Origin of the sequence: Exiguobacterium sp. R-17 (assembly GCF_049913315.1) — a bacterium.
Taxonomy (GTDB): Bacteria; Bacillota; Bacilli; order Exiguobacteriales; family Exiguobacteriaceae; genus Exiguobacterium_A.
In genome coordinates, this window is the sequence record NZ_CP184372.1 from 2664310 (window position 1) to 2691064 (window position 26755).

27 protein-coding genes are annotated in these 26755 nt (G+C 50.2%); 8 read left to right on the forward strand and 19 right to left on the reverse strand.

All coding sequences use genetic code 11. From position 1 onward, the window contains the following. Positions 1–14: 14 nt before the first annotated feature. The 13 genes from upp to prfA all read right to left on the reverse strand — a co-directional run bounded on the left by upp (position 15) and on the right by prfA (position 11485). Positions 15–644 carry a uracil phosphoribosyltransferase gene (gene upp, locus ACN9MT_RS13930; protein ID WP_023469504.1) on the reverse strand — a complete coding sequence of 210 codons (630 nt, stop codon included), beginning with the start codon at positions 642–644 and terminating at the stop codon, positions 15–17. 72 nt (positions 645–716) lie between these two features. Continuing rightward, positions 717–1673 carry a hypothetical protein gene (locus ACN9MT_RS13935; protein WP_426272441.1) on the reverse strand — a complete coding sequence of 319 codons (957 nt, stop codon included), beginning with the start codon at positions 1671–1673 and terminating at the stop codon, positions 717–719. Between the two features lie 154 nt (positions 1674–1827). Next, complete coding sequence (locus tag ACN9MT_RS13940; RefSeq protein ID WP_035410636.1) at positions 1828–2496, reverse strand: ABC transporter ATP-binding protein; 669 nt, start codon at positions 2494–2496, stop codon at positions 1828–1830. Beyond that, positions 2493–3521, reverse strand: coding sequence for an ABC transporter permease (locus tag ACN9MT_RS13945; protein ID WP_426272442.1), 1029 nt, complete (start codon positions 3519–3521; stop codon positions 2493–2495). Before ACN9MT_RS13945 ends, ACN9MT_RS13940 begins: the two co-directional genes overlap by 4 nt. A gap of 75 nt (positions 3522–3596) precedes the next feature. Further along, a complete protein-coding gene (locus tag ACN9MT_RS13950; protein ID WP_426272443.1) occupies positions 3597–4952 on the reverse strand; it encodes a HAMP domain-containing sensor histidine kinase in 1356 nt (451 codons plus the stop codon). After that, positions 4949–5617 (reverse strand): response regulator transcription factor, encoded by a 669-nt coding sequence (locus tag ACN9MT_RS13955; RefSeq protein WP_035410642.1) that lies wholly within the window; start codon positions 5615–5617, stop codon positions 4949–4951. Before ACN9MT_RS13955 ends, ACN9MT_RS13950 begins: the two co-directional genes overlap by 4 nt. Before the next feature lie 77 nt (positions 5618–5694). Beyond that, a complete protein-coding gene (glyA, locus tag ACN9MT_RS13960) occupies positions 5695–6954 on the reverse strand; it encodes a serine hydroxymethyltransferase (protein WP_035410645.1) in 1260 nt (419 codons plus the stop codon). Between the two features lie 111 nt (positions 6955–7065). After that, positions 7066–7605 (reverse strand): TIGR01440 family protein, encoded by a 540-nt coding sequence (locus ACN9MT_RS13965; protein ID WP_035410650.1) that lies wholly within the window; start codon positions 7603–7605, stop codon positions 7066–7068. After that, complete coding sequence (rpiB, locus tag ACN9MT_RS13970; protein WP_035410653.1) at positions 7605–8045, reverse strand: ribose 5-phosphate isomerase B; 441 nt, start codon at positions 8043–8045, stop codon at positions 7605–7607. Before rpiB ends, ACN9MT_RS13965 begins: the two co-directional genes overlap by 1 nt. Positions 8046–8050: 5 nt before the next feature. Further along, the gene (locus ACN9MT_RS13975) at positions 8051–8566 is read right to left on the reverse strand and encodes a low molecular weight protein arginine phosphatase (protein WP_035410655.1); all 516 of its coding nucleotides are present in this window, start codon (positions 8564–8566) and stop codon (positions 8051–8053) included. A 17-nt stretch (positions 8567–8583) separates the two neighbouring features. After that, positions 8584–9582, reverse strand: a complete 999-nt coding sequence (locus tag ACN9MT_RS13980; protein ID WP_035410658.1) for an L-threonylcarbamoyladenylate synthase — start codon at positions 9580–9582, stop codon at positions 8584–8586. Next, positions 9579–10427, reverse strand: coding sequence for a peptide chain release factor N(5)-glutamine methyltransferase (gene prmC / locus ACN9MT_RS13985; protein ID WP_426272444.1), 849 nt, complete (start codon positions 10425–10427; stop codon positions 9579–9581). The genes ACN9MT_RS13980 and prmC overlap by 4 nt, the downstream gene beginning before the upstream one ends. Further along, positions 10427–11485, reverse strand: coding sequence for a peptide chain release factor 1 (prfA, locus tag ACN9MT_RS13990; protein ID WP_056064179.1), 1059 nt, complete (start codon positions 11483–11485; stop codon positions 10427–10429). Before prfA ends, prmC begins: the two co-directional genes overlap by 1 nt. A gap of 156 nt (positions 11486–11641) precedes the next feature. On the opposite strand from prfA, the gene ACN9MT_RS13995 reads away from it, so the two are divergent. The 8 genes from ACN9MT_RS13995 to treC all read left to right on the forward strand — a co-directional run bounded on the left by ACN9MT_RS13995 (position 11642) and on the right by treC (position 20147). After that, positions 11642–12010 carry a GntR family transcriptional regulator gene (locus ACN9MT_RS13995; protein WP_035410669.1) on the forward strand — a complete coding sequence of 123 codons (369 nt, stop codon included), beginning with the start codon at positions 11642–11644 and terminating at the stop codon, positions 12008–12010. Then, positions 12004–12870 carry an ATP-binding cassette domain-containing protein gene (locus ACN9MT_RS14000; RefSeq protein WP_035410673.1) on the forward strand — a complete coding sequence of 289 codons (867 nt, stop codon included), beginning with the start codon at positions 12004–12006 and terminating at the stop codon, positions 12868–12870. The genes ACN9MT_RS13995 and ACN9MT_RS14000 overlap by 7 nt, the downstream gene beginning before the upstream one ends. Next, positions 12863–13840: an ABC transporter permease subunit gene (locus ACN9MT_RS14005; RefSeq protein ID WP_426272445.1), complete on the forward strand. Its 978-nt coding sequence runs from the start codon at positions 12863–12865 to the stop codon at positions 13838–13840. The genes ACN9MT_RS14000 and ACN9MT_RS14005 overlap by 8 nt, the downstream gene beginning before the upstream one ends. Positions 13841–14009: 169 nt before the next feature. Continuing rightward, positions 14010–15368 carry an alkaline phosphatase gene (locus ACN9MT_RS14010; protein ID WP_056064171.1) on the forward strand — a complete coding sequence of 453 codons (1359 nt, stop codon included), beginning with the start codon at positions 14010–14012 and terminating at the stop codon, positions 15366–15368. An 11-nt stretch (positions 15369–15379) separates the two neighbouring features. After that, positions 15380–16027, forward strand: a complete 648-nt coding sequence (locus ACN9MT_RS14015) for a DUF4352 domain-containing protein (protein WP_056064168.1) — start codon at positions 15380–15382, stop codon at positions 16025–16027. Positions 16028–16155: 128 nt separating this feature from the next. Further along, positions 16156–16863, forward strand: coding sequence for a trehalose operon repressor (gene treR, locus ACN9MT_RS14020; protein WP_290753009.1), 708 nt, complete (start codon positions 16156–16158; stop codon positions 16861–16863). A gap of 182 nt (positions 16864–17045) precedes the next feature. Continuing rightward, positions 17046–18485, forward strand: coding sequence for a PTS system trehalose-specific EIIBC component (gene treP / locus ACN9MT_RS14025; protein WP_290753012.1), 1440 nt, complete (start codon positions 17046–17048; stop codon positions 18483–18485). Positions 18486–18506: 21 nt separating this feature from the next. Then, on the forward strand, positions 18507–20147 hold the full coding sequence (gene treC, locus ACN9MT_RS14030) for an alpha,alpha-phosphotrehalase (protein ID WP_426272446.1): 1641 nt from the start codon (positions 18507–18509) through the stop codon (positions 20145–20147). A gap of 237 nt (positions 20148–20384) precedes the next feature. Here the strand turns inward: treC and ACN9MT_RS14035 are convergent, their stop codons facing one another. The 6 genes from ACN9MT_RS14035 to ribD form a co-directional block, all read right to left on the reverse strand. Further along, positions 20385–21743, reverse strand: coding sequence for an alanine/glycine:cation symporter family protein (locus tag ACN9MT_RS14035; protein WP_056064159.1), 1359 nt, complete (start codon positions 21741–21743; stop codon positions 20385–20387). A 612-nt stretch (positions 21744–22355) separates the two neighbouring features. Continuing rightward, a complete protein-coding gene (locus ACN9MT_RS14040; protein ID WP_426272447.1) occupies positions 22356–23177 on the reverse strand; it encodes a DUF6612 family protein in 822 nt (273 codons plus the stop codon). A gap of 212 nt (positions 23178–23389) precedes the next feature. Then, a complete protein-coding gene (gene ribH / locus ACN9MT_RS14045; protein ID WP_035395821.1) occupies positions 23390–23848 on the reverse strand; it encodes a 6,7-dimethyl-8-ribityllumazine synthase in 459 nt (152 codons plus the stop codon). Continuing rightward, on the reverse strand, positions 23845–25035 hold the full coding sequence (ribA, locus tag ACN9MT_RS14050) for a GTP cyclohydrolase II (protein ID WP_426272448.1): 1191 nt from the start codon (positions 25033–25035) through the stop codon (positions 23845–23847). The genes ribH and ribA overlap by 4 nt, the downstream gene beginning before the upstream one ends. Continuing rightward, on the reverse strand, positions 25035–25661 hold the full coding sequence (gene ribE / locus ACN9MT_RS14055) for a riboflavin synthase (RefSeq protein WP_290784024.1): 627 nt from the start codon (positions 25659–25661) through the stop codon (positions 25035–25037). Before ribE ends, ribA begins: the two co-directional genes overlap by 1 nt. Next, positions 25646–26686 (reverse strand): bifunctional diaminohydroxyphosphoribosylaminopyrimidine deaminase/5-amino-6-(5-phosphoribosylamino)uracil reductase RibD, encoded by a 1041-nt coding sequence (gene ribD / locus ACN9MT_RS14060; RefSeq protein WP_426272449.1) that lies wholly within the window; start codon positions 26684–26686, stop codon positions 25646–25648. Before ribD ends, ribE begins: the two co-directional genes overlap by 16 nt. Positions 26687–26755: the final 69 nt, after the last annotated feature.

Genomic DNA, 26755 nt, shown 5'->3' on the forward strand with positions numbered 1-26755 from the left:
TATCTTGCTGTTTTTTACTTCGTTCCGAAGAGACGGTCTCCTGCATCACCGAGTCCTGGGACGATGTATCCGTGGTCGTTCAACTTCTCGTCGAGTGCCGCGAGATAGATGTCGACGTCTGGGTGTTCTTCTTGAACGCGTTTAACGCCTTCAGGTGCTGCACAGAGACATGCGAGCTTGATGCTCTTCGCCCCTTGTTTCTTTAAGGAGGAGATGGCGTCTGCCGCCGAACCACCTGTCGCAAGCATCGGGTCAACGACGACGAAATCACGTTCTGCGACGTCTGTTGGGAGCTTGAGGTAGTATTCCGTTGGCTCGAGTGTCTCCGGATCACGGTACAAACCGATGTGACCGACTTTGACGTTCGGCATCATGCGGAGCATGCCGTCGACCATACCGAGACCGGCGCGGAGAATCGGGACGATCCCGAGTTTCTTGCCTTCGATCATCTTCTGCGTCGTCTTCGTGACCGGTGTCTCGATCGCGACATCTGTGAGTGGAAGGTCACGTGTGATTTCATATGCCATCAATGAAGCCACCTCGTCGACAAGTTCCCGGAATTGTTTCGTTCCTGTTTCGACTTTACGCATGATCGTCATCTTGTGCTGAATCAATGGGTGATCAAATACATGTACTTTACTCATTGTTTGCATCTCCTCTCCATTCTCTTTTCGCATTGTACTCTATAAGCGTACTGCTTGGGAACTGTTTTTTCGTCAATTCCCGAGCGTACTCTTACCCGACAGAATCGCTTTTGCCGCATAAGACCATTCATTTTCCGGTTGTTTCGCGAGTTCTTGTAAGGTCGCTCGATAGTCGCCTTTTTTATATTTTTGTTCATAAACGGCTTGCATCCAGAGGACATCACTTATGTAACCGGACTTCGGAAAATCTTCCCGATAGGCGATGTAATCCGCTTGTGTCGTGTTCTTCAACTTTCCGGCCGCAATCAACTTATAAAAGCGGGCCATGCCTGCCGTCTCTTTGTTCGTCAAGACGGATCCGGTCAAGGCACTGTCTGCTCGCTTGTAGTCCTTCGCCTGAACGGCAGCGACCCCTTGCTCGAGCGATTCTTTCGCAGACACTTTCGGCTTCTGCGTTTCCGTTTTCGTTTTCTTCTTCTCTGGCTTGATCGCTTTCTCTCTCTCTTGCTCACTTGCCAACTGTTCGTTTTTTTCTTTTAACTGTTCGACTTCTGTTTGCAGCGCTGCGAGTTGTTGCTCGACCTCTGTCTGTTTCGTCGCGACCGGTGTTGCGGGTTCATCGTCCAACTGTGTCCAGATCAGACCGAGACAAACGACAGCTACAGCTCCACCGAGCCACCAGAGATTTAGTTTTCCGAGTCGCTTCCAGTTTTTCAGCTGTGGATGATTCTGAACGGTCATAGGAAACGATGCTAGCCGTTTCTGAACAAGACGTTTCCCGCCTGCTTTTCCTGCGATCGCTAGGCGGTAACGATAAACCTCTGCCGGCATCGGTAACGTCTTCCACTGTTCAAAACGAGCATCCGCTTGTTCATAAAATCCGGCCTGTTGCATGATGACGATTGCTTTGAAATCTTCGAGCATCCGTTGATATTCCCGGCGCTCGTGGCTTTTATGTGTAAACCATTCCGTTAGTCGTTCAGTCTGAATGGCTTGTAATTCGCTTTGAATCAAGGTTGTTAAATTCACATTTATTTCCACCCTTATCTTTTTTTACTACGGTTAAGTATATCAAAGATAACGCTTCCGCAAATGGTCCGTTTCCCCTATCTTCGTGACGAATCAGCAAAAAACCCTTTTGTTTTCACATGCACTGAGGCACGAAAACAAAAGGGGAACTCGTTCAACTATGAGAATAGGACCGGGATGCTGTCGCTTCCGTAATCCGTCCGTCTTCAATTCGCCAAATCCGGTCACAGACATCTAGCATCCGTTCATCATGGGTGATGACGATGACGGTCTTGTTCGCATCATGCGCTTGCTGTTGCAATAACTCCATCACCCGGCGTCCATTTGGGTAATCGAGACTCGCCGTCGGTTCATCCGCGAGTACAAGTCGTGGGTCATTGACGAAAGCCCGGGCAATTGCGACACGTTGACGTTCCCCACCCGATAAGGCGTGCGGCAAATGGTCTTTCCGGTGCTCGAGTCCGAACACAGCGAGTGCCGCCGTCGCGTCAACCGATCGACCAGCTTCCTTCGCGACTAGCTCCAGTTGCTCACCTGCCGTCAAAAACGGCACGAGATGCGATTCTTGAAAGATGAATCCGACTTCTTCGAGACGTAAGCGACGACGTTCTTCGTCCACTGCTTCACTGACACACGTATGATCAAAGTAGACGGCACCATTCGTTGGGGTCTGTAACAATCCAAGCAACTGGAGTAGTGTACTTTTCCCACTACCGCTCGGTCCGACGAGAGCAATCAACTCACCCGCTTCTGCTTGTAAGTTAATGTCATGCAACACCGTCATCTCACCATAACTTTGCTCAATCTGTTCTAATCGAATCATCCGTTCATTCCTCCCATCGCATCTGCCGCTTCGAGTTTCTTGACCATCCGTAAGGGAACGAGCGCACCGAGGATCGCCGTTGCGAGTAGAATGCCGCCGTACATCAGACTCGTCGACCATTCAAATCGAAAGGGAAGATCCGTCGGTAGGAAACGACTCGTCAGATAGGTGATGGCGACGCTGACACCAAAGGCAAGACTCGTCAGTATGACGACTTGAACGAGCAGACTCGCACCCATCGTCCGTGTCCGGATACCGATTGCCTTTAAGACACCAAGCTGTTTCATCTTCTGCATCGTTAAAATATAGAAGAAGGCTGTCAGGATCAATGCTCCGATGACGACGAGCGCGACCCGCATCATCTGAAAGGAGTTTTGTTCTGCCGCATAACCCGGAACGTTCTCGACCACCGTTTGTTTCGAAAAGAGCGCTTGATCCGTTTGCAACGACTGACCGATGTACGCTGATACGTATGACGTGCCCATTTTTGATTGCCAGGCTTGCCACGATTCATCCGTCATCCAGAGAACGGGTGCATGACTATAACGACCGTCCGTCACTGTACCGGCAATCTGGAACGTCTCCTTCGTTCGAAAATCCGTGATCCTATCGCCGACGCGCGTTCCGCGTTGCTCCGCATACGCAGCATCAACAAGTACCTCCCCTTTTTGCAACGATTGCAGCTGTTTGGGACCATATTTCGTAGTCTGTGGTAACGCAAAGACCGTTACGTCGTCCTTCGTTTTATTCTTCTTCTCAAGCACCATGTTCTGGACACCGAGTGCTTCCGCGTCCTTTGGTGTCTCATCCGCCTGTAAGAATGAACGGGTCAGCTGCCCTTCTGCATCTTTACTTAGCGCAAACTGTTCGACCGGCAGATTACGGACGGCTGCCCCATTGTCATAAGCTAGTCCATCTGCAAGACCGGTGATCATCAAGATTAATAAGACGATCAACATCGTCACAATCGTCATCCAACTGAATCGCCCTTTCATCCGGACGAGTTCTTTCCATCCTAGTTTCATTATGTGATCCCTCCTGTATGTTCGCTACAGGATTGATGATACAGCCGCAATATGAACGGAACATGAACGCAGGTGTCACGCGCGTAAAAAAGTTAACATTACGGTTAGACCCGATGAAGCGGACGACAAACTCGCATCCCCACCGAGTTGACGCATCGTCTCTTTGACAATCGCTAGACCAAGACCCGTCCCACGCGTCGTCCGGGATGCATCGCCTTGATAAAAGCGTTCAAAGGCATGTTTCATCTGTTCATCAGTCATGCCTGGTCCTTCATCCTTGATTCGGATGATGATCTGATCCGCTTGTTCCTCTGCTTGAATCTGGATCGTCGCTCCGTCTTTTGAGACCGAGACAGCGTTTCGGATGACATTTTGGAAGACATGTTCCAACGCACTGACATCCGCTTGTATTTGTATCACCGTCGGAACATCGAGTGCGACAGCGATTCCTTGCTCATCCAGCTGGAAGGCAAGTGTCGTGAGTGTCGCCTCAAGATTCGTCCGCAGATTAAGTGCTTGTCGTTTGAAGCGTCGTCCTTCATCGAGCTTCGCTAAGATCAACAGTTGACGCGTCAGCTCCGACATTCGCTCCGCCTCTTGACGGATGACCGTCCGTTTCCTGACGTCTTCTCCCGTCACATCGAGTTGTCCCGCGTAACCAGCAATCGTCGTCAGCGGCGACTGGAATTCATGCGAGACGTTCGCAACGAATCGGCGCCGTTCCGTATCAGACGCTTCGACTGCCGTTGCCATTTCGTCAAACCGCCGGGACAGCTCACCAATTTCATCGCGTGCCTTCGTTCCGACGCGGATTCCGTAGTCACCGTCTGCCATCTGTTCCGTCGCTTTTGTCAGGCGCCGGATCGGACGAACGAGATAGCGGATTGAAAAGACAAGCAAAAGGAAACTGATCACGACAAGCAGTCCAAGGAACAGACCGACGAACAGATGCAACTCACGGATCTGACGACTCAAGTCCGGTCGGACGAAGATCGCGTCCGTGCCTTGCGCCGTCTTGACCGACGTGCCGTACGTATTGATGACTTCGTTATCGAACAGACCGAGCAAGAAGAGATGGAACGGATATTCACGCATTCCGTAATACGGTTGACCACTCTTCACTTGCTCGACGACCCGATTCGAGAGCGCTTCATCACGAAACGGGTTTCCGTAACGCTCGATTGCGTCGTCCGTGCGCACATAAAGTTGAAAGCCGGTCGCTTGTAACATCCGGTAAAACGACTCCGTCTTGCCGTCCCCGTGCGTTTCATAATAATCGATCGCCGTCTCGACCGCTTCCTCGACTTTTTGGCTGTAGCTGTCCTGCCAAAAGGAATAATAGGCAATATTACTAATCAGGAGCGCCAGTAGTGCCGACACGAGTAAGACAACGCAGACGAGTCCGACGATTTTCGTATAGAGGGATCTCATGCGTCGACCTCCAACCGGTATCCGAGTCCGCGGACCGTCTCAATCTTCACCTGATTCGTTTCCTTTAAGCGTCCACGGAGGCGTTTAATGTGAACATCAATCGTCCGGTCATCCCCCATGAAATCGAGTCCCCAGACGTGTTCGATCAATTCCTCGCGGCTGAAGACCCGTCCCGGGAAACTCGCCAACTGATGCAACAATTCGAATTCACGTCGCGGGAGTGTCCACTCGGTCGACTGAATCGTCACGAGCTGACTACGTTTATCGATCGTGACATCTCCAAGATGCAAAACAGGTTGCGCCGCTTTTTGATAGCGCCGAGCCACAGCGTGGAGGCGAAATACTAATTCTTCCGGATCAAACGGTTTTGTGATGTAATCATCGGCACCTGCTGCGAAACCGTCCCGTTTATCTGTCAGCTCCCCGAGTGCCGTCAGCATCAAGATCGGGATGTCCCCGTGTTGCCGTAATCGCTCGCATAAGACGAGACCGGTCTGTCCGGGGAGCAGGACATCAAGTACGGCTGCTTCGAACGTCATCTTCTCGATCCAAGCAAGCGCTTCGTTTCCGTCTGCTGTCGCTCGGATGGAATGCCCGTCGGCTTGTAACGTCGACACGACAAGGGCTTGGATATGAGGATCATCTTCTGCGACTAGAATATACATCGTACTCCTCCTTTTTTAGACAAACAAAAAAATCCCCTTCCCCCTTCTCAAAATGAAAAGGATGAAGGGGATGACGATCATCCGCGCTCTGGGTAGAGTGGGAAACGACCTGTCAAAGCAACGACACGCTCACGTGCTTGTGCGAGAACGTCTGCTTCTTCTGGGTGGTTCAACACGAGTTCGATCAACTCTGCGATTTCTTTCATCTCAGCTTCCTTGAATCCGCGAGATGTCATCGCTGCCGTTCCGATCCGGATACCGCTCGTGACGAACGGGCTCGCTGGGTCGAACGGAATCGTGTTCTTGTTGACCGTAATGCCAGCTTCGTCAAGCGCATGCTCGGCGAGTTTACCTGTGATACCGAGTGGTTGCAAGTCAACGAGGAGCAAGTGATTGTCTGTTCCGCCTGAAACGATCCGGAGTCCACGATTCGTCAATTCCTCACCGAGTACTTTGGCGTTCGTGACGACTTGACCGATGTAGTCCTTGAACTCTGGTGCAAGGGCTTCACCAAATGCAACAGCTTTCGCGGCGATGACATGCATGAGTGGACCACCTTGGATCCCTGGGAAGATTGCTTTATCAATCGCTTTCGCATGCTCTTCTTTACAGAGAATCATCCCACCACGTGGACCACGCAACGTCTTATGCGTCGTCGTCGTGACGAAGTGTGCATGCTCGACTGGGTTCGGATGTTGACCTGCTGCGACGAGTCCAGCGATGTGTGCCATGTCGACCATCAAGTAAGCACCGACGCTGTCTGCGATTTCACGGAACCGCTTGAAGTCGATGACGCGCGGATACGCCGATGCGCCCGCTACGATTAATTTTGGTTTGTGCTCTTCTGCTAATTTCGCGACGACGTCGTAGTCAATCATCTCTGTCTCTTGATCGACACCGTATTCCACGAAGTTGTACTGGACACCGGAGAAATTGACGGGACTACCGTGCGTCAGATGGCCACCGTGCGATAGGTTCATCCCGAGGACCGTATCGCCCTGTTCGAGAATCGTGAAGTAGACCGCCATGTTCGCTTGTGCACCGGAGTGCGGCTGCACGTTCGCGTGCTCTGCCCCGAAGATTTCCTTCGCGCGGTCGCGTGCGAGATTCTCAGCGAGATCGACATACTCACAGCCACCATAATAACGACGACCCGGGTAACCTTCTGCGTACTTGTTCGTTAAGACGCTGCCTTGTGCTTCCATGACAGCTTGCGAGACGAAGTTCTCGGATGCGATCAATTCGATGTTATCCCGTTGACGACCTAGTTCCTGGCGCATTGCCGAAAAGAGTGCCTCATCTTGTTGTTTCAGATACGTAAGCGGTGTTTGTTCCATCTGAATTCCCCCATTTCATTTCGATAAACCTATCTTAACACGAATGTTTCCTTCCCGGCATCCCCCAAAACAACATCAAAAAAGCAAGGGGTGCGCAACCCCTTGCATGAATTATTCGTATTTAGCACGTGCCCCACCGATTAATTTTGGTCGTGTCACGGCTGCCGTCACGTGTGCCTCACCAATTTCCTTATGCGGCAAGCGCACTGGAATCGCAACAGCTTTCAAGTGCATCCCGATGAATGTATCACCGATATCGATTCCGGCATCAGCTTGAATCGCTTCGACGACGACAGGTGCCGAGAAGCGCTGGTACGCAGCACTCGCCATCGATCCACCCGCTTCTGGAACGGGAACGACCGTCACCGGATCAAGCCCGAGACGTTCGGCCGTTTGCCGCTCAAGTGTCAGCGCTCGGTTGATATGCTCACAGCCTTGGAAGGCGAGATCGACTTGATGCGATCGACGAAAGGCATCGAAGACATCGAACAAGGCGTCCGCCACTTCTGGTGAACCTGCCTTGCCGATTTGTTTGCCAATCACTTCACTCGTCGAACAGCCGATCACGAGCAATTTTCCTTTTAAAGAAAATCGTTCATCCAGAGCGTTCAGTGTTTCTTCTAAATCGTGCTGGATGCGTGTCACGTCCATTACTTCACCTCATAATCCGAGATTTTGCAAACGCGGTTCTCATGACGTCCACCTTCGAATTCCGTCTCAAGCCAAAGCTGCGCGATCTCACGAGCCAGTCCTGGACCGATAACGCGTTCGCCCATCGTCAAGATGTTCGAGTTGTTGTGCTGCCGCGTCGCTTTCGCGCTGAACGTATCATGGACGAGCGCTGCTCGGATGCCCTTGACCTTGTTCGCTGCGATACCGATCCCAATGCCTGTGCCACAAATCAAGATGCCACGGTCAAACTCTCCGTTCGCGACTGCCTCCGCGACTGGAATCGCGACATCCGGATAATCGATCGAGTCGGACGAATGCGTACCGAAGTCCGTATAGTCGATGCCGAGCTCTTGTAGGAGATCGTTGATTTCTGCCTTTAACTTAAAACCGCCATGATCCGCGCCGATTGCTACTTTCATCTTTACTATTCCCCCGTTTGTTTAGGTTGTTTTTTCGGAAGCTTCCGTGTGTCCGGAGTTTTTCTTCCGTTTCCGTTCTGCGTTAATTTTAACACAAGACGATTGACGAGGGGTTCGAGTTCATTACGTACTTGGCGATAGACGTTCATCGATCCGCCGTACGGATCGTTGATATCCCGTTCAAGCCCAGTCACATATTCGTACAAGGTGAATGTCCGTTCCTTCAGTTCCGGATAGCGTTCACCGACTTCCTGCTTGTGCTGACGCGTCATCGTCAAGATGATGTCAGACCAGCGTCCGAGTACATCATCAAAGACTTGCGTATAGTGCTCGAGTTCGATGCCGCGTTCGCGTAACACTTGTAGTGCGTTCTCGGACGCATCGAATCCTTGCATCGAACGTAGTCCTGCTGAACGGACATCGAATTCCTGATCAGCGACTTTCGAGCGTAGTAACGCCATCGCCATCGGGCTACGGCATGTATTTCCTGTACAGATGAATAAAACGCGACGTGTGCTCATCTCCGTATCCTCCTTCTTCAAGGGCGAATGACCCGACCACCTGCTGCTTTATGGAGGCGGTTGCGGACCGCAAGCCCCACCCCTTCTTCTGATAGGTCTCGTACAAAAATCTGATCCACCGTCGTCTGATCAAATCGCCGTAAACAATCGTAAAGACGTTGTGCCGCCGTCTCCATCGAATTACCAAGGGAGCAGCGAACATCTGCGTCGACATCCTCTCCATCGAACAGGAGAACGCCCGTCTTGTGTCCGGTTTGTCGTGCATCATCGATGAGTTGCTGTAAGAATGAAAGATCCCCTTCGACGACGGACAGTGTCGCTTCCGGCGCATAATGGGTATATTTCATCCCGGGTGCCTTCGGTGTAACATCTTTCATCGATAAAGCAGGATCGAGTGTGACAGGACCGATGATTGCCTCGACTTGTTCGCGTGTCACGCCACCCGGTCGTAAAATCGCCGGTGGCGTCATCGTACAATCGATGACAGTCGATTCGACCCCGATGCCCGTCTCCCCTCCATCGACGATCGCAGCGATGCGTCCCGAGAGGTCATGTGCGACATGCGCAGATGACGTCGGTGAAGGTTTTCCAGAACGGTTGGCACTCGGTGCTGCGAGACCCAGCCCTGTCGCTTCAATCAATTGAAGCGCGAGCGGATGATCTGGCATCCGTAATCCGATCGTATCTAGTCCTGCTGTGACGAGTGTGGATGCGGTGCCGTTCGATTCGAGGATGATCGTCAAGGCTCCTGGCCAAAACGCCTCCATCAAACGTGTTGCAACATCGGGAATGTGCGTGACGAACTGATGTGCCTGTTCTACGGATGCGACATGGACAATCAGCGGATTGTCGGAAGGTCGACCCTTCGCGGCGAAGATTCGCCGAACAGCCGCTTCGTTCGTTGCGTCCCCTGCGAGACCATAGACGGTCTCGGTCGGCATCGCCACGACCTCTCCTTCCTGCAATAACCGAACTGCTTCATCCATTGTCTGTAAATCAATCATTTCCGTCTTCACGCTGTACAATCCTTTCGTTCCGCATACACGATACGGTCTTTACCGTTTATATCTTTTAAAATACCCGTTTCCGCACTTGGATAACGTTCTTTTAACATCATTTGCACTTCTGGTCCTTGATTGTGTCCAATTTCAAACGCAATCAGTCGGAAATCGTCGCGTAGAACCCGTCCGCTCTCCTCGACGAGACGTCGGTAAAAGACGAGACCGTCTTTTCCACCAAACAGAGCGAGATGCGGTTCATGGTCGAATACGACCTCACTGAGCAATTCTTCTTCCTCAATATAAGGAGGGTTCGAGACGAGCACCCGCACGGAATCGTCCGCAAGTGGTGCCAGTAGATCCCCTTCGAGAAACGTCACGTCCCCACCAAGCGTCGCTTGATTCTGCTTCGCGACCGCAATCGCGGCTGGTGAAATATCGACGGTCGTGACCGGTTGCTCGAGTTCGAGCGCGAGTGTGATTCCGATCGCCCCACTACCGGTACCGATGTCGACGATCTGTCCCGCGGTAAACGACTCACGTTTGAGGCGCTCCGTCACGAAGACGATCAACTCTTCCGTTTCTGGTCGCGGAATCAAGACATCCGGTGTGACACGGAAATCCCGTCCATAAAACGGCTGATAGCCGATTAAATGTTGCACGGGCACACCGTGAACATGGGCGAGCAAGTATTCACTGAATCGTAAATCCTGCTCCGGCGTCAATTCATCTGACAGACGGACGAGGAGTCCGGTCCGGTCGACTTCTAAGACGTGCATGAGTAACCATTCGGCACTCGAACCCTCGCGTCCTGCTTGTTCCATCATCGTTTTTGCATCATTTAGACGTTTTGCGATCCGCATCAGTTTGCCGCCTCCGATGCCCGTGCTTGATACTCCATGACGAGCGTATCGATGACCTCATCCATCTCTCCTTGGAGGATCCGGTCGAGCTTCTGGATCGTCAAACCGATTCGGTGGTCCGTCACTCGGTTTTGTGCGAAATTATACGTCCGGATCCGTTCTGAACGGTCACCTGTACCGACAGCCGACTTCCGTTTTTCATCATACTCCGCCTGCTGCTCGCGTTGAATCTTATCGTAGACACGTGCGCGCAAGACCTTCATCGCTTTTTCCTTGTTCTTGATCTGCGACTTCTCGTCCTGACAACTGGCGACGATTCCCGTCGGCACGTGTGTGACACGGACAGCGGATTGCGTCGTATTAACGGACTGCCCGCCCGGTCCACTCGATGTGAACGTGTCGACCCGGACATCCTTATCGTGGATCTCGACTTCAACGTCTTCTGCTTCCGGTAACACGGCGACCGTTGCGGTCGATGTATGGATCCGTCCGCCGGATTCTGTGGACGGAACACGTTGGACACGATGTGCTCCGTTCTCGTATTTTAACTTCGAGTAGGCACCCGTTCCTTTGACGATGAAGATAATTTCCTTATAACCGCCAAGCTCCGTATAGCTCGCGTCGATGATTTCGATCTTCCAGTTCTGTTTCTCAGCAAACTTCGAGTACATCTTAAAGAGATCACCAGCAAATAAGGCTGCCTCGTCTCCTCCCGCTGCGCCGCGGATTTCGACGATGACGTTCTTGTCGTCATTCGGGTCCTTCGGTAGCAGTAAGGCTTTCAGTTTCGCTTCGAGCTCTTTGATCTCCGGCTCAAGCATCGCGACTTCTTCCTTCGCAAGGTCGCGCATCTCCGGATCCGTCAACATTTGGCGTGCCTCTTGATAGGCTTCCATCTTCTCGCGGTAGACGCGATAGGTCTCGACGGTCGGTGCAAGTTGCGACTGCTCTTTTGAGACCTCGCGCAATTGATTCGTATCATTAATGATGGCTGGATCAGCCAACATATCATTCAGTTTTTCATAACGGTCCTCTAAGGCACTCAATCGATCCAACATCTCGGGTCATCCTTCCTGCGATTCTTCTGACGTCAGTATAGCAAATATTGCGATCGATGGCGTCATCGTCTTCTTGAAAAGAGGCATTGACAGACAGGTTTTGAATTCCTATAATTGGTGTATTAATTGAATTAGTACACTTAAGGAGGTGAAGAAATGTTCACCGTCGATCCAAAAAGTCCGTTACCGATCTATGAACAACTGGTCGCTCAAATCATCCGCTCGATTGCCCGTGGTCTACTCCGCTCTGGCGAACAGATGCCATCCGTCCGTGAACTTGCTGGTACACTCCTTGTCAATCCGAACACTGTCTCCCGCGCCTATCAGGAACTCGAGAGCCGCAACTTCATCGTCACGATGCGCGGCAAAGGCTCCTTCATCTCAGATATTCCACTTCATGAAGTCAAGAAAGCCGCCATTCAAGATCCACTCATCCGTCTTTGTTCCGTCGCCGACGAACTCTCCATTTCAAACGAAGAACTCTATCAACTCATCTTACACATTAGGGAGGATTCCTCATGTTGACCGTTTCTCATCTAACGAAACAAATTGACCGTACCATGATTTATGAAAATGCATCCTTTACTCTACCAGCAGGAACGATTACTGCGTTGATCGGGCGTAATGGTGCCGGAAAAACGACATTACTGAAAACACTTGTCGGTGCTCTTGAGCCAACGCGCGGAAAAGTTGAATGGAATGGCGAGTCGATCCACCACGTCCCGAAGACACGCGAGCACCTTTTCCTCGTTCCGGATTCTGTTTCCGTCTATCGCCAGATGACACTCGGCGAACTGATCAACTTCTACAATGCGTTCTATCCGAACTTCGAGAAAACGTACATCGAAAACTATTGTCGTTCGTCAAACCTCGATCGCGGACGTCGCGTGACGTCATTATCCAAAGGACAAGCTCAGTTGTTCCTTCTTCAACTTGCGTTCGCGACGAATGCTCCGGTCCTCTTACTGGATGAACCAACAGACGGACTCGATCGAATCAACAAACGAGATTACTTAAAGCAGCTCGTCTCGTTACTTGCGGAGCGCCAAACTGCCGTCTTGATCGCCTCACACCAACTCGAAGAGCTTGATTCACTCGCTGACCGTGTCATGACGATCGAAAAGCATCTCGTCCGTGAACCCAAAGCACTCGACGACGCCAAAGCCAGCATGCAGAAATGGCAAGTCGTCTATGAGGACGTTCCGGAATTGTCACATGCTGATCTTCACGTCTTATCCCAAACAGGTCGGGTCGTGACATTGCTCGTCTTATCCGATGCAGGCGCGCAGTATCTTGAAACGACGAACCCCTTGTTAAAAGATGCTTTGCCAGTGCAGATGGAAGATTACTTCTTAGGGACATTTGGAGGGAAACGACATGGTTAAGCAATTGATCCGTTATCATATCAAACAAGGCATCTGGCCGCTCGCTTGTTTCATTCTGCTTGCGATCTTCAGCTATGGGTTCGGCAGTTATACCGTCATCAATGAGTTCGAGAATTACGAGGCCTCTCAGCAACCTGCTCTACTCAACACCGTACTCGTCAGTCCCTTTTTCGCCGGATTCGCAGCGATTCTCATTGCTGTCTTCGCGATCCTGATGCTCGGTTCCGAGCGCGGGAGTGGTCGCAGCCTGGTTTTGCACGCGTTACCGTTTCCGAAGGTCTGGTTGTTCTGGATCAAATGGGCGATTGGCGTCGTAACACTGATCGTGTTTCCGATCATCGGCTTCTTCGTCAGCTGGTTGTTGCTGCAAGCGTTCGGCGGTATCAATCCGTTTGATTACGTCACGTGGTCGTCACTCTTCCAAGATTTTGGTCTTTTCCTTCTATTTGATGTGACGATTTTGACGATCTTCTTATTCGCCGGAACAATCGCTGGTGATATCATCGGACAACTGTTGCTCGGCACGTTCTTCTTGTTCTTGAACTACTTCACGTATTTCAGCATCTACGCCGTCGCCCTGCTCGGTTTTGGCGTGACCTACGAGGAGTTAGACAAGCCAACAAGTTTCCTGATGACGATCACGACACCCTTCGCACTCTTTTTCGAAAGTAATGTCGATCTGAATCTAACATATCCCGTCTTGTTCTGTTTAGCTTTGACGATTGCCTTACTCTTCTTTGGTAGTCGCCTATATATCCGCGGAGCGAACGAACGACTCGGTCGGTTCACTATTTTCCCAAAACTACACCCAGCACTGATCATTACGTTCTCGATCTACACGACGATCCTGCTCGCAGGAATCATTGGTCTGATTTCGTCCGAGAACCAGTTCCTGTACTGGCTCGCGATCGTCATTCTCGCATGGCCGACGTTCAGTTCCTACCGTCGGATGATCGGATGGAGTCGCTAATCTATACACAAGTAGTCCTTCTGAGATAATTTTTCAGAAGGGCTATTCGTTTGTCATCGTTTCTTCACAAACCTTTACAGACGGTCCATATGGATTTCATATTTTCTGCGTAAGGTTGTGTTTGTAGGTCGTAGCGCCATAACCCATTACCTTTTGAGGAGGAATCCCTATGAAACTAAAACGTCTGATCCCGATTTTTGCCTTATCGACCCTTTCCCTGAGTACGATGATTTCGATGCCGGAAGCCGAAGCGAAAGCCAAACATACTCACTCACCCGAAATCCGGAACGTCATCTTCCTGATTGGTGACGGCATGGGTGTCTCATACACGTCTGCACACCGTTACTTAAAGAACGATCCTTCGACGACGACGGCTGAAAAAACAGCCTTTGATCCCTATCTCGTCGGTCAACAGATGACGTATCCGGAAGATGCGAAGGAGAATATCACCGATTCCGCCTCTGCCGCGACAGCGATGTCCTCTGGTGTGAAGACGTACAATGCAGCGATTGCGGTCGATAATGATAAATCGGAAGTCAAGACCGTCCTTGAAGCAGCCAAAGAACGTGGCAAGTCAACGGGACTCGTCGCGACATCGGAAATCACGCATGCAACACCTGCCTCATTCGGTGCGCATGACGAAAGTCGTAAAAACATGAATGCGATTGCAGATGACTATTTCAAAGAACGTGTGAACGGCAAACATAAGATTGATGTCATGCTCGGGGGTGGGAAATCGAACTTTGTCCGTCCAGACGTCGATTTGACGAAAGCGTTCAAGAAAGATGGCTATAGCTATGTCACTGACCTCAATCAGCTGCAAGCGGATAAAAATAAACAAGTGCTCGGATTGTTCGCAGACGGTGGATTACCTAAACGAATCGATCGCGAAAACTCAGTCCCGTCACTTGCTCAAATGACGAACGCCGCAATCAAGCGACTTGATTCGAATAAAAAAGGATTCTTCCTGATGGTCGAAGGCAGTCAAATTGACTGGGCAGGACACGACAATGATATCGTCGGTGCGATGAGTGAGATGGAAGATTTCGAACGTGCTTTTAAAGCCGCGATCGCTTTCGCGAAGAAGGATAAGCATACACTCGTCGTCGCAACAGCCGACCACTCGACTGGCGGTTACTCGATTGGTGCAGATGGCATTTACAACTGGTTCGCTGAGCCAATCAAAGCAGCGAAGAAGACACCTGACTTCATGGCGCAGCAAATCGTCGAAGGCGCGGACGTACGGAAAACGTTAATGAAGTACATCGACCAAGACAAACTCGCCTTGACGGATCAAGAAATCGACAGCGTCTCTCGCGCTGCTGAATCGAAAACATTACTCGACATCGATAATGCCATCGAAGAGATCTTCAACGAACGCTCGCATACGGGCTGGACGACAGGTGGTCATACGGGTGAAGACGTACCCGTCTATGCGTTCGGTCCTGCGAAAGACCGATTCGCTGGTCAAGTCGATAACACGGATCACGCCAAAATCATCTTCGATCTGTTGAAGGCGAAGAAATAAGGAGACGTCTCATGAAACAGATCCTTGCTACTTTGATGCTTGGGACAGTGCTCGCTGGTTGTAGCACTTCCGCATCACAAGACACACCGAAAGAACCATCGTCTGCGAAACAAGAGCAGCCGGTACTGCTTGAAAAAACAAGCGCCTATGTCCCGAACCCACAACTTCCAGATGATCGTCAGCTGACGAAAATCGATCAAACCGTGACGGACGACAAAGGCGACCTGACGTTAAAACAGTTCAAACCAGTGAATGAAACGCGGAAGATTGGTCCAATCAAGATGACGATCGAAGAAATCAAAGTCTTTCACGCCCGTCCAAGCTACGGCATGATCGATTTCTTCCATGGTTATACGCACGATGAGTCCTTTGATCTGATTAAGATACGTGTCACGATCACAAACACGAGTGACGCACCCGTCACCTTTAATCCCGTTGCTCATTTCAAACTGGATGACGAAGCGGAAAAGACACTTGAAGACGATGTCTATCTCGAATCCCTGGCAAAGACATATGCTCCGTCTGAAACTCATAGTGGTAACTTCGGATTCATCTTGGAACGCCCGGTCACATCAATCGAACTCTTGACGAGTGACGTACTCGATGAAAAACAAGCGGTCCTCCAAAAGGGTACGACGTATTCGACATCCCTTCGTTAACTACCTTTCACACTTTTGCGCTCCATCTGTTTTCCGGTTGTACTCGGACCATAGGTGGAGCTATTTTGATGCCTGTATTCGTTCCATGCTACACTAAAAGCACTATTTGAGTGCAAAGGACGGATTGTATGCCGAAATACTTAACCATTTATCATCAACTCGCACAACGGATTCAAGAAGGAACGCTTCCAGCTGACATGAAATTACCTTCTGAGACAGAATTGATGCATGAATTCGAGGCGAGTCGTGGAACGGTCCGAAAAGCGATCGATGCGCTGCAAGAGAAAGGCTTCGTCCGCAAACACCAAGGAAAGGGTGTCTTCGTTCTATCGCAAGAAGCGATCGAGTTTCAGTTCAACGGAATCGTCAGCTTTTCGGAGGCGCATCGCCGGATGGGTCGACATGCTGTCGAGACGGATGTGCTATCGTGCGAAGTGCTCTCCGCCTCTCCTGAGCTCGCTTCGTTATTGCATGTGGCACAAGGAACAGACGTAACCCGTATTGAGCGGATTCGTCAGATTGATGGCGAACGCGTCATCCGTGACATTAATCATTTCGTGACCGCACTTGTGCCCGGCCTAACCGCTGACATTGCTAAAGGGTCCATCTATCATTACATCGAAGAGACACTCGGCCGGCAGATCAGCTATGCGAAACGAAAGATTGAAGCGCGCCCTGCGACACGGGAAGACCAAGAACGACTTGATCTTCACGACATGACACACGTCATCGTCGTCACGAACGATACGTACTTCTATGAAGGCCAACATTTCGAGCGAACGGAATCACGTCACCGCCTCGATAAATTTCAATTCACCGATATCGCACGGCGTTGAATAGATGATGATCCACGAGAGAATCCGTACATGACGGGTTCTCTCTTTTTTTAACATCTTAACTTATCTATATAAGTTCTTGACCAACTTATATAGATAAGTTAAGATAAGTGTGCGCAGATAAGAAAACGTTTTCATTTCAAAAGTGGTCGAGTACGTCACTTCCAAAAAGGAGCATCGAGATGAAACCAAACTATCGTCAGATTGCAGAGCAAATCATTGAGAAAATCGGAGGCAAGGAGAACGTTGAGCAGGCAGCTCACTGTGTCACCCGTCTTCGCTTAACGCTTAAAAATCAAGAGCTTGTCGACCAAGAAGCCTTACTTGAAGTTCCGCTCGTCAAAGGCGCGTTCTTGAACGCAGGCGTTTATCAAATCGTCATTGGTGCTGGTGATGTCGACCGGGTCTATGCTGAATTCATTCAACTGACTGGTTTGCAGGCGACAACGATTGCAGATGTTAAATCGTCAGGAGCGGCGAAAATGAACCCGTTCCAAAAGTTGATCAAAGTCTTTTCCGACGTCTTCATGCCCATCATCCCGGCGATCATCGTCGCTGGTCTCTTAATGGGGATCAATAACCTGTTCGGTATCGAATTCGGCGGCAAGACGATGATTGATCGTTATCCGAATCTACAAGGATTATGGGACCTGATCAATATGATGGCAAATACCGCTTTCGTCTTCCTCCCGGCACTCGTCGGCTGGTCGGCAACGAAACGCTTCGGTGGAAGTGAGATCCTCGGAATCGTCATGGGTCTAATGCTTGTTCACCCTGATCTCTTAAACGCTTGGAATTACGGACAGAGCGCTTTAAAAGGTGAAATTCCGACGTTCAACATCCTCGGTCTGTTTGAAATCGAAAAAGTCGGCTATCAAGGACAAATTCTCCCGGTGCTCGCAGCCGCTTATGTCCTTAGCACGATTGAACGCTGGCTCAAAAAACGCGTACCGAACGCCATCCAATTACTCGTCGTACCGATTACGACGATCACATTAACGGGCTTCCTTGCCCTTGCCGTCATCGGACCGGTCACACGTCAAGTCGGTGACTGGATCACGATTGGTGTCGTCAATACGTTCGAAGCTGTTCCGTTACTCGGTGCCTTATTATTCGGTGCACTCTACGCACCGCTCGTCATCACCGGCATGCATCACATGTTCATCGCCGTCGACTTACAGTTGATCGGACAAAATGGAACGACGTTTATCTGGCCGATGATCGCGATCTCGAACATCGCCCAAGGTTCAGCAACGCTTGCGATGCTTTTCCTCGCGAAAAACGTCAACGATAAGAACATGGCGTCGACGTCGGCCCTATCCGCTTACTTTGGGATCACGGAACCAGCGATGTTCGGGGTTAATCTTCGATTCAAATATCCGTTTTATGCGGCACTCGTCGGATCAGCAATCGCGTCTGCCTTCATCGCAGTCAGCGGTGTCCTTGCTCCTGCAATCGGTGTCGGTGGCTTACCTGCTTTCATCTCGATCGTACCCGGGTCGATCCTGTCGTTCATTGTCGGCATGGTAATCGCAATTATCGTTCCTATTGCCTGTACGTTCCTGTTCCACTATGTCTCAACGAAACGCGCAAAAAAAGCCGCACTGAACAAAGCGGCGTAATTTCAGAAAGGTGTGTATCTGATGATCACGACAACCGATTGGCGCAAATCCGCCGTTTATCAAATCTATCCGAAGAGTTTTTATAGTCCGGAGGGTAAAGCGACCGGTACGTTGCGCGGGGTCACGGCCAAACTCGATTATCTGGCGGATCTTGGTGTCGATTACCTGTGGTTGACGCCGGTCTATGCCTCACCGCAAAACGATAATGGATATGATGTCAGTGACTATTACGCGATTGATCCCTCGTATGGAACGATGGATGATTTCGAGACGTTACTCGCAGAAACAAAACGACGTGGTCTGTCGGTCATGATGGATATCGTCGTCAATCACTGCTCGACGTCACACGCTTGGTTCGAAGAAGGACGTCATCCGGACAGTCCCTATCATGACTACTTCATTTGGCGCGAGACACCGAACGACTGGGTATCGAAGTTCGGCGGTCCTGCTTGGTCATTCGATGAGGTAGCAGGTAAGTATTACTTGCACCTGTTCGACAAGACGCAAGCGGACCTGAACTGGGAAAATCCCCGACTCCGGGAAGACGTTTACGCGATGATGCGCTTTTGGCGCGATAAAGGGGTCAGCGGCTTCCGACTCGACGTCATCAACTTGATCTCGAAGACGCCAGGGCTTCCCAATGATCCCGAGGGAGACGGACGTGCGTATTATACGGACGGACCGAACGTCCACGACTACTTGCAAGAGATGAACGCAGCCGTTTTTGCTGGACACGATCTCTTGACGGTCGGTGAGATGTCGTCGACGTCGCTTGAACATTGTCTTCAATATTCTTCGCTCGAAAATCAAGAACTGAAGATGACGTTCAACTTCCATCACTTGAAGGTCGATTATCCGAACGGTGAGAAATGGACGGCTGCACCGTTTGACTTCAAGCAGTTGAAACAAATTTTCTCCGACTGGCAAACTGGCATGAACGGACAAGCATGGAACGCGATTTTTTGGTGTAACCATGACCAACCCCGCGTCGTCAGCCGGTTTGGTGACGACGTCGCGTATCGTGTCGAGAGTGCAAAGATGCTCGCGACGACGCTTCATGGCTTGCAAGGTACACCGTATATTTACCAAGGAGAAGAGATCGGAATGCCGAATCCGGACTTCACGAATCTGTCCGACTACCGTGATGTCGAGACATTGAATGCCTATCAAGAAGCACGGACCAACGGCGTATCGGAAGAAGCAATTCTCGCTGCGATCCGTCAAAAATCGCGCGATAACGCGCGGACACCGATGCCTTGGTCAGACGCCGTCAACGGTGGCTTTAGTACAAGTGAACCATGGATTCCGGTCTCGCCGACGTATGATCAGATCAATGTCAAGGCTGCTGTCGCAGACCCTGATTCGGTCTATCATCATTACAAACGGTTGATTCAACTCCGCAAACAGTATGACGTGCTCACGGACGGTTCATACCGGCTGTTGACACCGGACGATCCATCACTCTGGGCGTACGAACGCGCAACGAGTGAAGAAGAATTACTCGTCGTCTCGAATTTCTACGGAACGGACACGACGTTCACGTTACCTCATGACGGATCGGACTATACGGTGTTGCTTCATAATTATCAGCAGATGCAGACAGAGGGGTACACTTTAACGTTACGACCTTATGAATCACTGATGCTTTATCGTAAAAAGTGATTGAATGAGACGGAGCACACGCAAAAAAGAGAAGGTTGGTTTCCAAGGGATACCCTAGAAACCAATCTTCTCTTTCGTTGAATAGATATAGAATGTGAATGCCTATTCCTCGACTCCTACAGGAAAAGAAAGCATGGTACATGCTTTTGTCAGGGAAAGCGAGGATGGCAAAGTCATTCGTTTTCAAAAATGATTTTTAAGCACTAGTTCCTTCCGAGTCTTTCATTTTCGCATGTTCTACGAAACTTTCCGATTCGCTTCTTCTCGTCTCAACTGTTCGCGGAACAGTCGTGTCTCAGCAATGACGACACCGGACAATCCAATCAAACCGATTAAGTTCGGAATCGCCATCAATCCATTAAAGACATCGGAAATCGCCCAGACCATGTTCAAGTTCGTCGTCATCGCACCCGCTCCGGCGACTAAGACGAACAGGATACGGTATGGGAGGATCGATTTTTGACCGAATAGATAATAGATTGATTTTTCGCCATAATACGACCAGCCAAGAACAGTCGAATAAGCAAACATGACGAGTCCAATCGTGACGATGTATTTTCCGGCAGGACCGAGGAAGACCTCGAAGCTTGCTGTCGTCAATTCAACGCCTTGTAACTTCGTATCAAGTTGTCCTCCCATGACGAGCGTCAAACCTGTGATCGAACAGACGACCAATGTATCTAAAAACACCTGCGTCATCGAAACGAGCGCTTGACGTCCTGGGAAGTCCGTTTTCGCTGCAGCGGCTGCAATCGGTGCTGAACCAAGACCCGCTTCATTTGAGAAGACACCACGCGCGACACCATAACGAATCGCCGCCCCGATCGCGCCACCCGTAATTGCTTCGCTTGAGAACGTGCTGCTGAAGATCGTCGAAATCGCACCTGGAATCAAGTCATAGTTCATGACGAGAATCAGTAATCCACTTCCAACATAGAAGAAAATCATAAACGGAACAAACAAACTGACAACTTTTCCGATTGATTTGACCCCACCAAGAATGACGACGCCTGTCAGTACCATCAATACGATCCCCGTCACGTAAAGTGGCACATCGAACGTTGATTTCATCGCGAGGGCGACCGAATTCGTCTGGACCCCGTTCCCGATCCCGAACGCAGCGATTGAAGCGAATGCGGCAAACAAGACACCCAGCCATTTCTGCTTCAGCCCACGCTCGAGATAATACATTGGCCCCCCTGCCATCTGTCCATTTTCATCAACGACACGGTACTTGACGGCAAGGATTGCTTCCGCATACTTCGTCGCCATCCCGAATAGACCGGACAACCACATCCAAACGATCGCACCCGGTCCGCCGAGGACGACGGCGGTTGCGACACCAACGATATTCCCCGTACCGACGGTCGCAGCCAGTGCCGTCATCAATGCTTGAAAGTGACTGATGTCGCCTTCCGACTTATCGTCCTGATGCTTTGAAAACGCGAGCTTCAGCGCATACGGTAGTTTGGTAATTTGAATGAATCCTAAGCGAATCGTCAAGTAAATCCCCGTACCGACCAACAGAATAAGTAACGGTGGTCCCCAAACAAGATTGGACACCGTACTGATCCAGTCACTAAATGAATTTCCCATTCGTGTTACCTCCCTTTATGAAATATGTAGTTCTTTACCATTTTTTCAGAATTTACTGATAATTGTCAAACTATTTTTTTATGAAACTATTTTGATACTTATTCATTTCAATAATATGAAGGAGATAGTCGTGATTCATACTTCACCGTCTCGGAACAACTGACGAAATCGTGAAATTTAATAATCAATAGGCTAAGAATAACGGAGCAACGATCACGGATACCGTTAACACAGCACACATCCTCCTGTTCACTACGATCGTTGTCATTGGAGTGTTCAGTGTAATCTTTATTATCTTGATTTTATAATCGATCTTCGGTCCTCTTCGCCAACTGCAGGCAAAACCTACGAACTTGCCACTCAAGACGATCGAACATTTGAATGCCGCGTCCGGTGGGGTGCTGTCCTTCATCGATACGAAAGTCGTCAATGACAATGATTTATTCGAAGCTATCTCGATTCAATACTAGGATGACGCTCAAGCATTCCGCGATATGCACGAACAGATTTCCATCAGTCAAAAACAGACGGAAGCACTAAAAGAAGTTCTTCGTCAGTTCCAAGTCTCAAAAAAGTCCCCTCATCTTCATGGAAGAGAGGGGACTTCGATGTTTATTGTGCTGCACCTGTGAGCGGTTGTGCATCTTTTGCTTCCGCAGGTAATTTGATTTCGCTGATCTCATTGAATTTTGAGAACGTCGACTCGTTCTTCATATTGAACTCGGTATCTTTTTCAATCGCAAACACCATGTCCATATCGAGTGATTTCGGATAGAATGTTTTCGCATCATACGTCATCGTGTAATTCATTTTCTTGTAATCGATGCTGTCCATCGCATCTTTCATCTGTGCCATCTGTCCTGTCTGCTCAAGCGAATCCTTCATGAATGCTTTGAGGTCGTCCCCTTTTAGTTTGACGTCGATTTGATAAACGTCACCCTCTTTTTTGGCGGTCCAGTTGTCTTTGTACTTTTTCAGTAGCTTGAGATTTTGATCCGTCGATGCCGATGACTCCATCGCCTCAACCATATCACCTAGCTCCGAGACATCTTGAACGAGCCATTGTCCGTTTTGCGATAGATACATCTTATCGTCGACGATATAGCTCTCGATCGACATGTCCTTACCGTCCTGTGGATTTTTCATCGTCATCGTCTGATGCATCGTAAGCGGCTTCTGGATGATATCGGCTGATACCTTCTGATCTACTGCCATCTCACCTGCTTTTGAATTGACTGTCCCCTCCATGTGGAACGATTTAATATCTTTTTGAGCGGCTGTCGCTTTATTCAGTAATTCCGTATTCGAGAGTTCCCCCGACTTCGTCGAACCAGACCCACTGCCACTACCCGAATCTGTCTGCCCATCTTGACATCCAGCTAGTCCAATCGATGCTGCGATGATCCCAGCTGCTACCCACCTTGTTTTCTTCATATTCATTTCCTCCTTTATACGCGTTACCCTGATTTACGAAAAGCATTGGAAAATGTTTCAAAGTTTCTTTATTACCTCATTACCGTTCTTCTTCAAAACAAATCCTCATATTTCAAATCTACTATTCTTTTTTTGAAATTTGATTTATCACCTGCAAAATGTCCACAAAAAAATAGGATGACGGAAACTTCCGTCACCCTATCCTTATTTCGTTAGATCGTGCGTAAAAGATTCGCCATCTCAATCGCGGAAACGGCAGCTTCGTAGCCTTTATTTCCAGCTTTCGTACCGGCACGTTCGACCGCTTGCTCGATCGAATCCGTCGTCAGGACACCGAAGATGATGGGTACGCCTGTATCACGCGACGCACTCGCGACACCTTTCGCGACTTCGTTACAGACATAGTCATAGTGTGATGTTGCTCCGCGGATGACGGCACCCAGTGTGATGACCGCATCATACTTACCGCTTTTCGCTAACTTTTCCGCAACGAGTGGAATTTCAAATGCTCCAGGAACCCATGCTGTATCCACAGCATCCGCCGCAACACCGTGACGACGGAACGCGTCGTTCGCTCCTCCGACGAGTTTTGATGTGATCAATTCATTAAAACGTGCTGCGACGATTGCGACGCGTAGTCCTTCTCCTGTTAAGAAACCTTCGTAAATCATGATGTGTGTCCTCCTTGGATATCGAGCCAGTGCCCGAGTTTCGTTTGTTTTGTTTTCAGATAACGCTGATTTTCCGGTTCAACGGGTACTTGATGGGGAACACGTTCGATGACTTCAATCCCCTCTTGCTCGAGCACCCGTTGTTTGTCTGGATTGTTCGTCATCAAGCGAATCTTCGTCACGCCAAGATCACGCAACATGTTGGCCGCGACCGTATAATCACGCATGTCTGTCGGATAACCGAGTGCATGGTTCGCTTCGACTGTATCGAGTCCTTGTTCCTGCAACTCGTACGCTTTCAACTTCGCCATCAGACCGATGCCGCGTCCTTCCTGACGTAGATACAAGACGGCTCCACCTTCTCGTTCGATTCGCTCAAGTGCCGCATCGAGTTGTGGACCACAATCGCAACGTTTCGAACCGAAGACATCCCCTGTCAGACATTCCGAGTGCAGACGGACGAGCATCCCGTCGTGCGCTTCACCGGATAAGACAGCGACATGTTCTTTCTTATCTTGTGTCGTATAGCCAATCATCCGAAAGGCTCCGAACGTCGTCGGAAGCAACACTTCCGCTTCCCGCGTCAATGGATGCTCGAGATACGCGACGAGTGCCTCGATCGTGATCAGTTTTAAGTCGTGTTCTTCCTTATAGAGAAGCAAATCATCCACCCGTGCCATCGTGCCATCTTCCTTGATGATTTCACAAATGACGGCAATCTCATCGTTACCGGCAAGACGGGCAAGGTCAACACCTGCTTCCGTATGTCCGCGTCGTTCCCGGACACCGCCCTCTTTTGCGATCAACGGGAAGATGTGACCCGGTCGTTTGAAGCGCTCCGGTCCATCCGTCAGCATCCGCTGGATCGTCAGCGAACGCTCTTCGGCACTGATGCCGGTCTTCGCTTCTTCATGATCAATGCTGAGCGTGAATGCCGTACCGTGCGGGTCCGTATTATTGTCCGTCATCGGCGAGAGATGTAATCGCTCTGCCACATATGGACTAACCGGAACACAGACGAGTCCTTTTCCATACGTAATCATGAAGTTGATGTTTTCTGGCGTCGCGTGTTCTGCGAGCATGACGAGATCGCCCTCATTCTCACGATCCTCGTCATCACAGACGATGATCGGTCGTCCGTTCTTCAAATCTTCTATCGCGTCTTCAATCAAGTCGAATCCGTTCATCACATGTCGCCTCCTAAGAATGCTGCCCAGTCCGTCTGTTTCTCATGTTGCGTGAAATGATAGAGATGTTTCGCCATCATGTCACACTCGATATTGACGACTGCGCCGCTTGCCAATCGATCAAACGTCGTCACTTGACGGGAATGCGGAATCAATGAAATCGAGATCGTTTCCGGCGTGACGCGTTGCAAGGTCAGGCTCGTGCCGTTGATCGCGATTGATCCTTTTGGAATGCAATACTTTTGCCACGATCCGACATCAAACGTATACACCATCGCTTCTCCGTCCGGTCGCCGACTGATTAGTCGTGCCGTCCCGTCGATGTGCCCACTGACGAAATGTCCACCGAACCGACCGTCTGCCGGCATCGCCCGTTCGAGTTGCAACGGGTTTCCGACCCGGTACGTGCCGAGTGCTGTCGAACGAATCGTGTCATGGACAGCATCCGCCGTAAAACCGGTTGGGCTCATTGACGTGACCGTCAAACAAATCCCGTCGACGGCGATACTGTCACCAATCTTCGTTCCTTCGAGCACCCGGTGCGCTTCAATTTCAAGTGCTAATCCATTCGGTCGCGGAATCTTTCGTTTTAGGGTCCCGACTTCTTCAATCAATCCGGTGAACATATCGTCTCCTCCTTTCGGATGTACGTCAGATGGAGATCCGGTCCGACCATTTCAATCTGATCGATTTGAAAACGTTCTTCGATATCATGTCGTCCGTTCCAGGCAGTCCCTTCAAAAATCGACGGGGCTTGGTAGACTTCAATCCGATCGACGAGATCTGCTTCAAAGAATGCGGCTTGAATCGTCGGTCCACCTTCAATTAAAACGCTGCGGATGTCTTGTTCGTATAAGCGTTTAAGAATCGCTTCCGGCGTCTCATATTCACCGACGAGCACCGTCACTTGATCATGACTTATCCGAGGAACACTCGTCAGCCAGTACGTTGGATTTTTTCCATCGCAAAAGACTTGCGCGGTCTCTGGCACCCGACCACGGCGATCGACGATTACTCGAATCGGCTCGATGCCTGACACTGCGCGTAAAGTCAGTGCTGGATCATCGACGAGCACCGTTTCACTTCCGACGAGGATCGCATCATGGCACCCCCGCAGGGCGCGACCATTCGCGCGTGCTTCTTCTGACGTGATCCAGCGCTGTTCCCCCGTTGCCGCGATCCCGTTCATCGTCTGAGCGATTTTGACGGTCACGGTCGGACGTTTCCGTTCGATCGTTTTCCAAAATGTCTCGTAGAGGACTTCCGCTTCATGCCGTAACAAGCCGACTTCGACTTCGATTCCCTCGTCTTGAAGCCGTTTGATCCCTGAACCAGCGACAATCGTATGTTTGTCTTCCGTTGCGACGAAAACCCGTTTGATCCCGGCTTGTAGAATCGCTTCCGTACATGGTGGTGTCTTACCATGATGGTTGCATGGCTCAAGCGTCACGTAGAGATCAGCACCACGGGCGGCCTCTCCTGCCATTCGCAAGGCTTCGACTTCCGCGTGCGGACCACCGGCAAACCGGTGCGCACCAAATCCGATGATGCGTCCTTGTTTGACGATGACACAGCCGACACTTGGATTCGGACTTGTTTGTCCGTTTAACATATGTGCTAATTGCATGGCATAACTCATCATCTGTGACATCGCGTTCACTCCTTTCAAATAAAAAAGACGCTCCTTGAAAAAGGGGCGTCTGTATAGAAGGGTTCACGA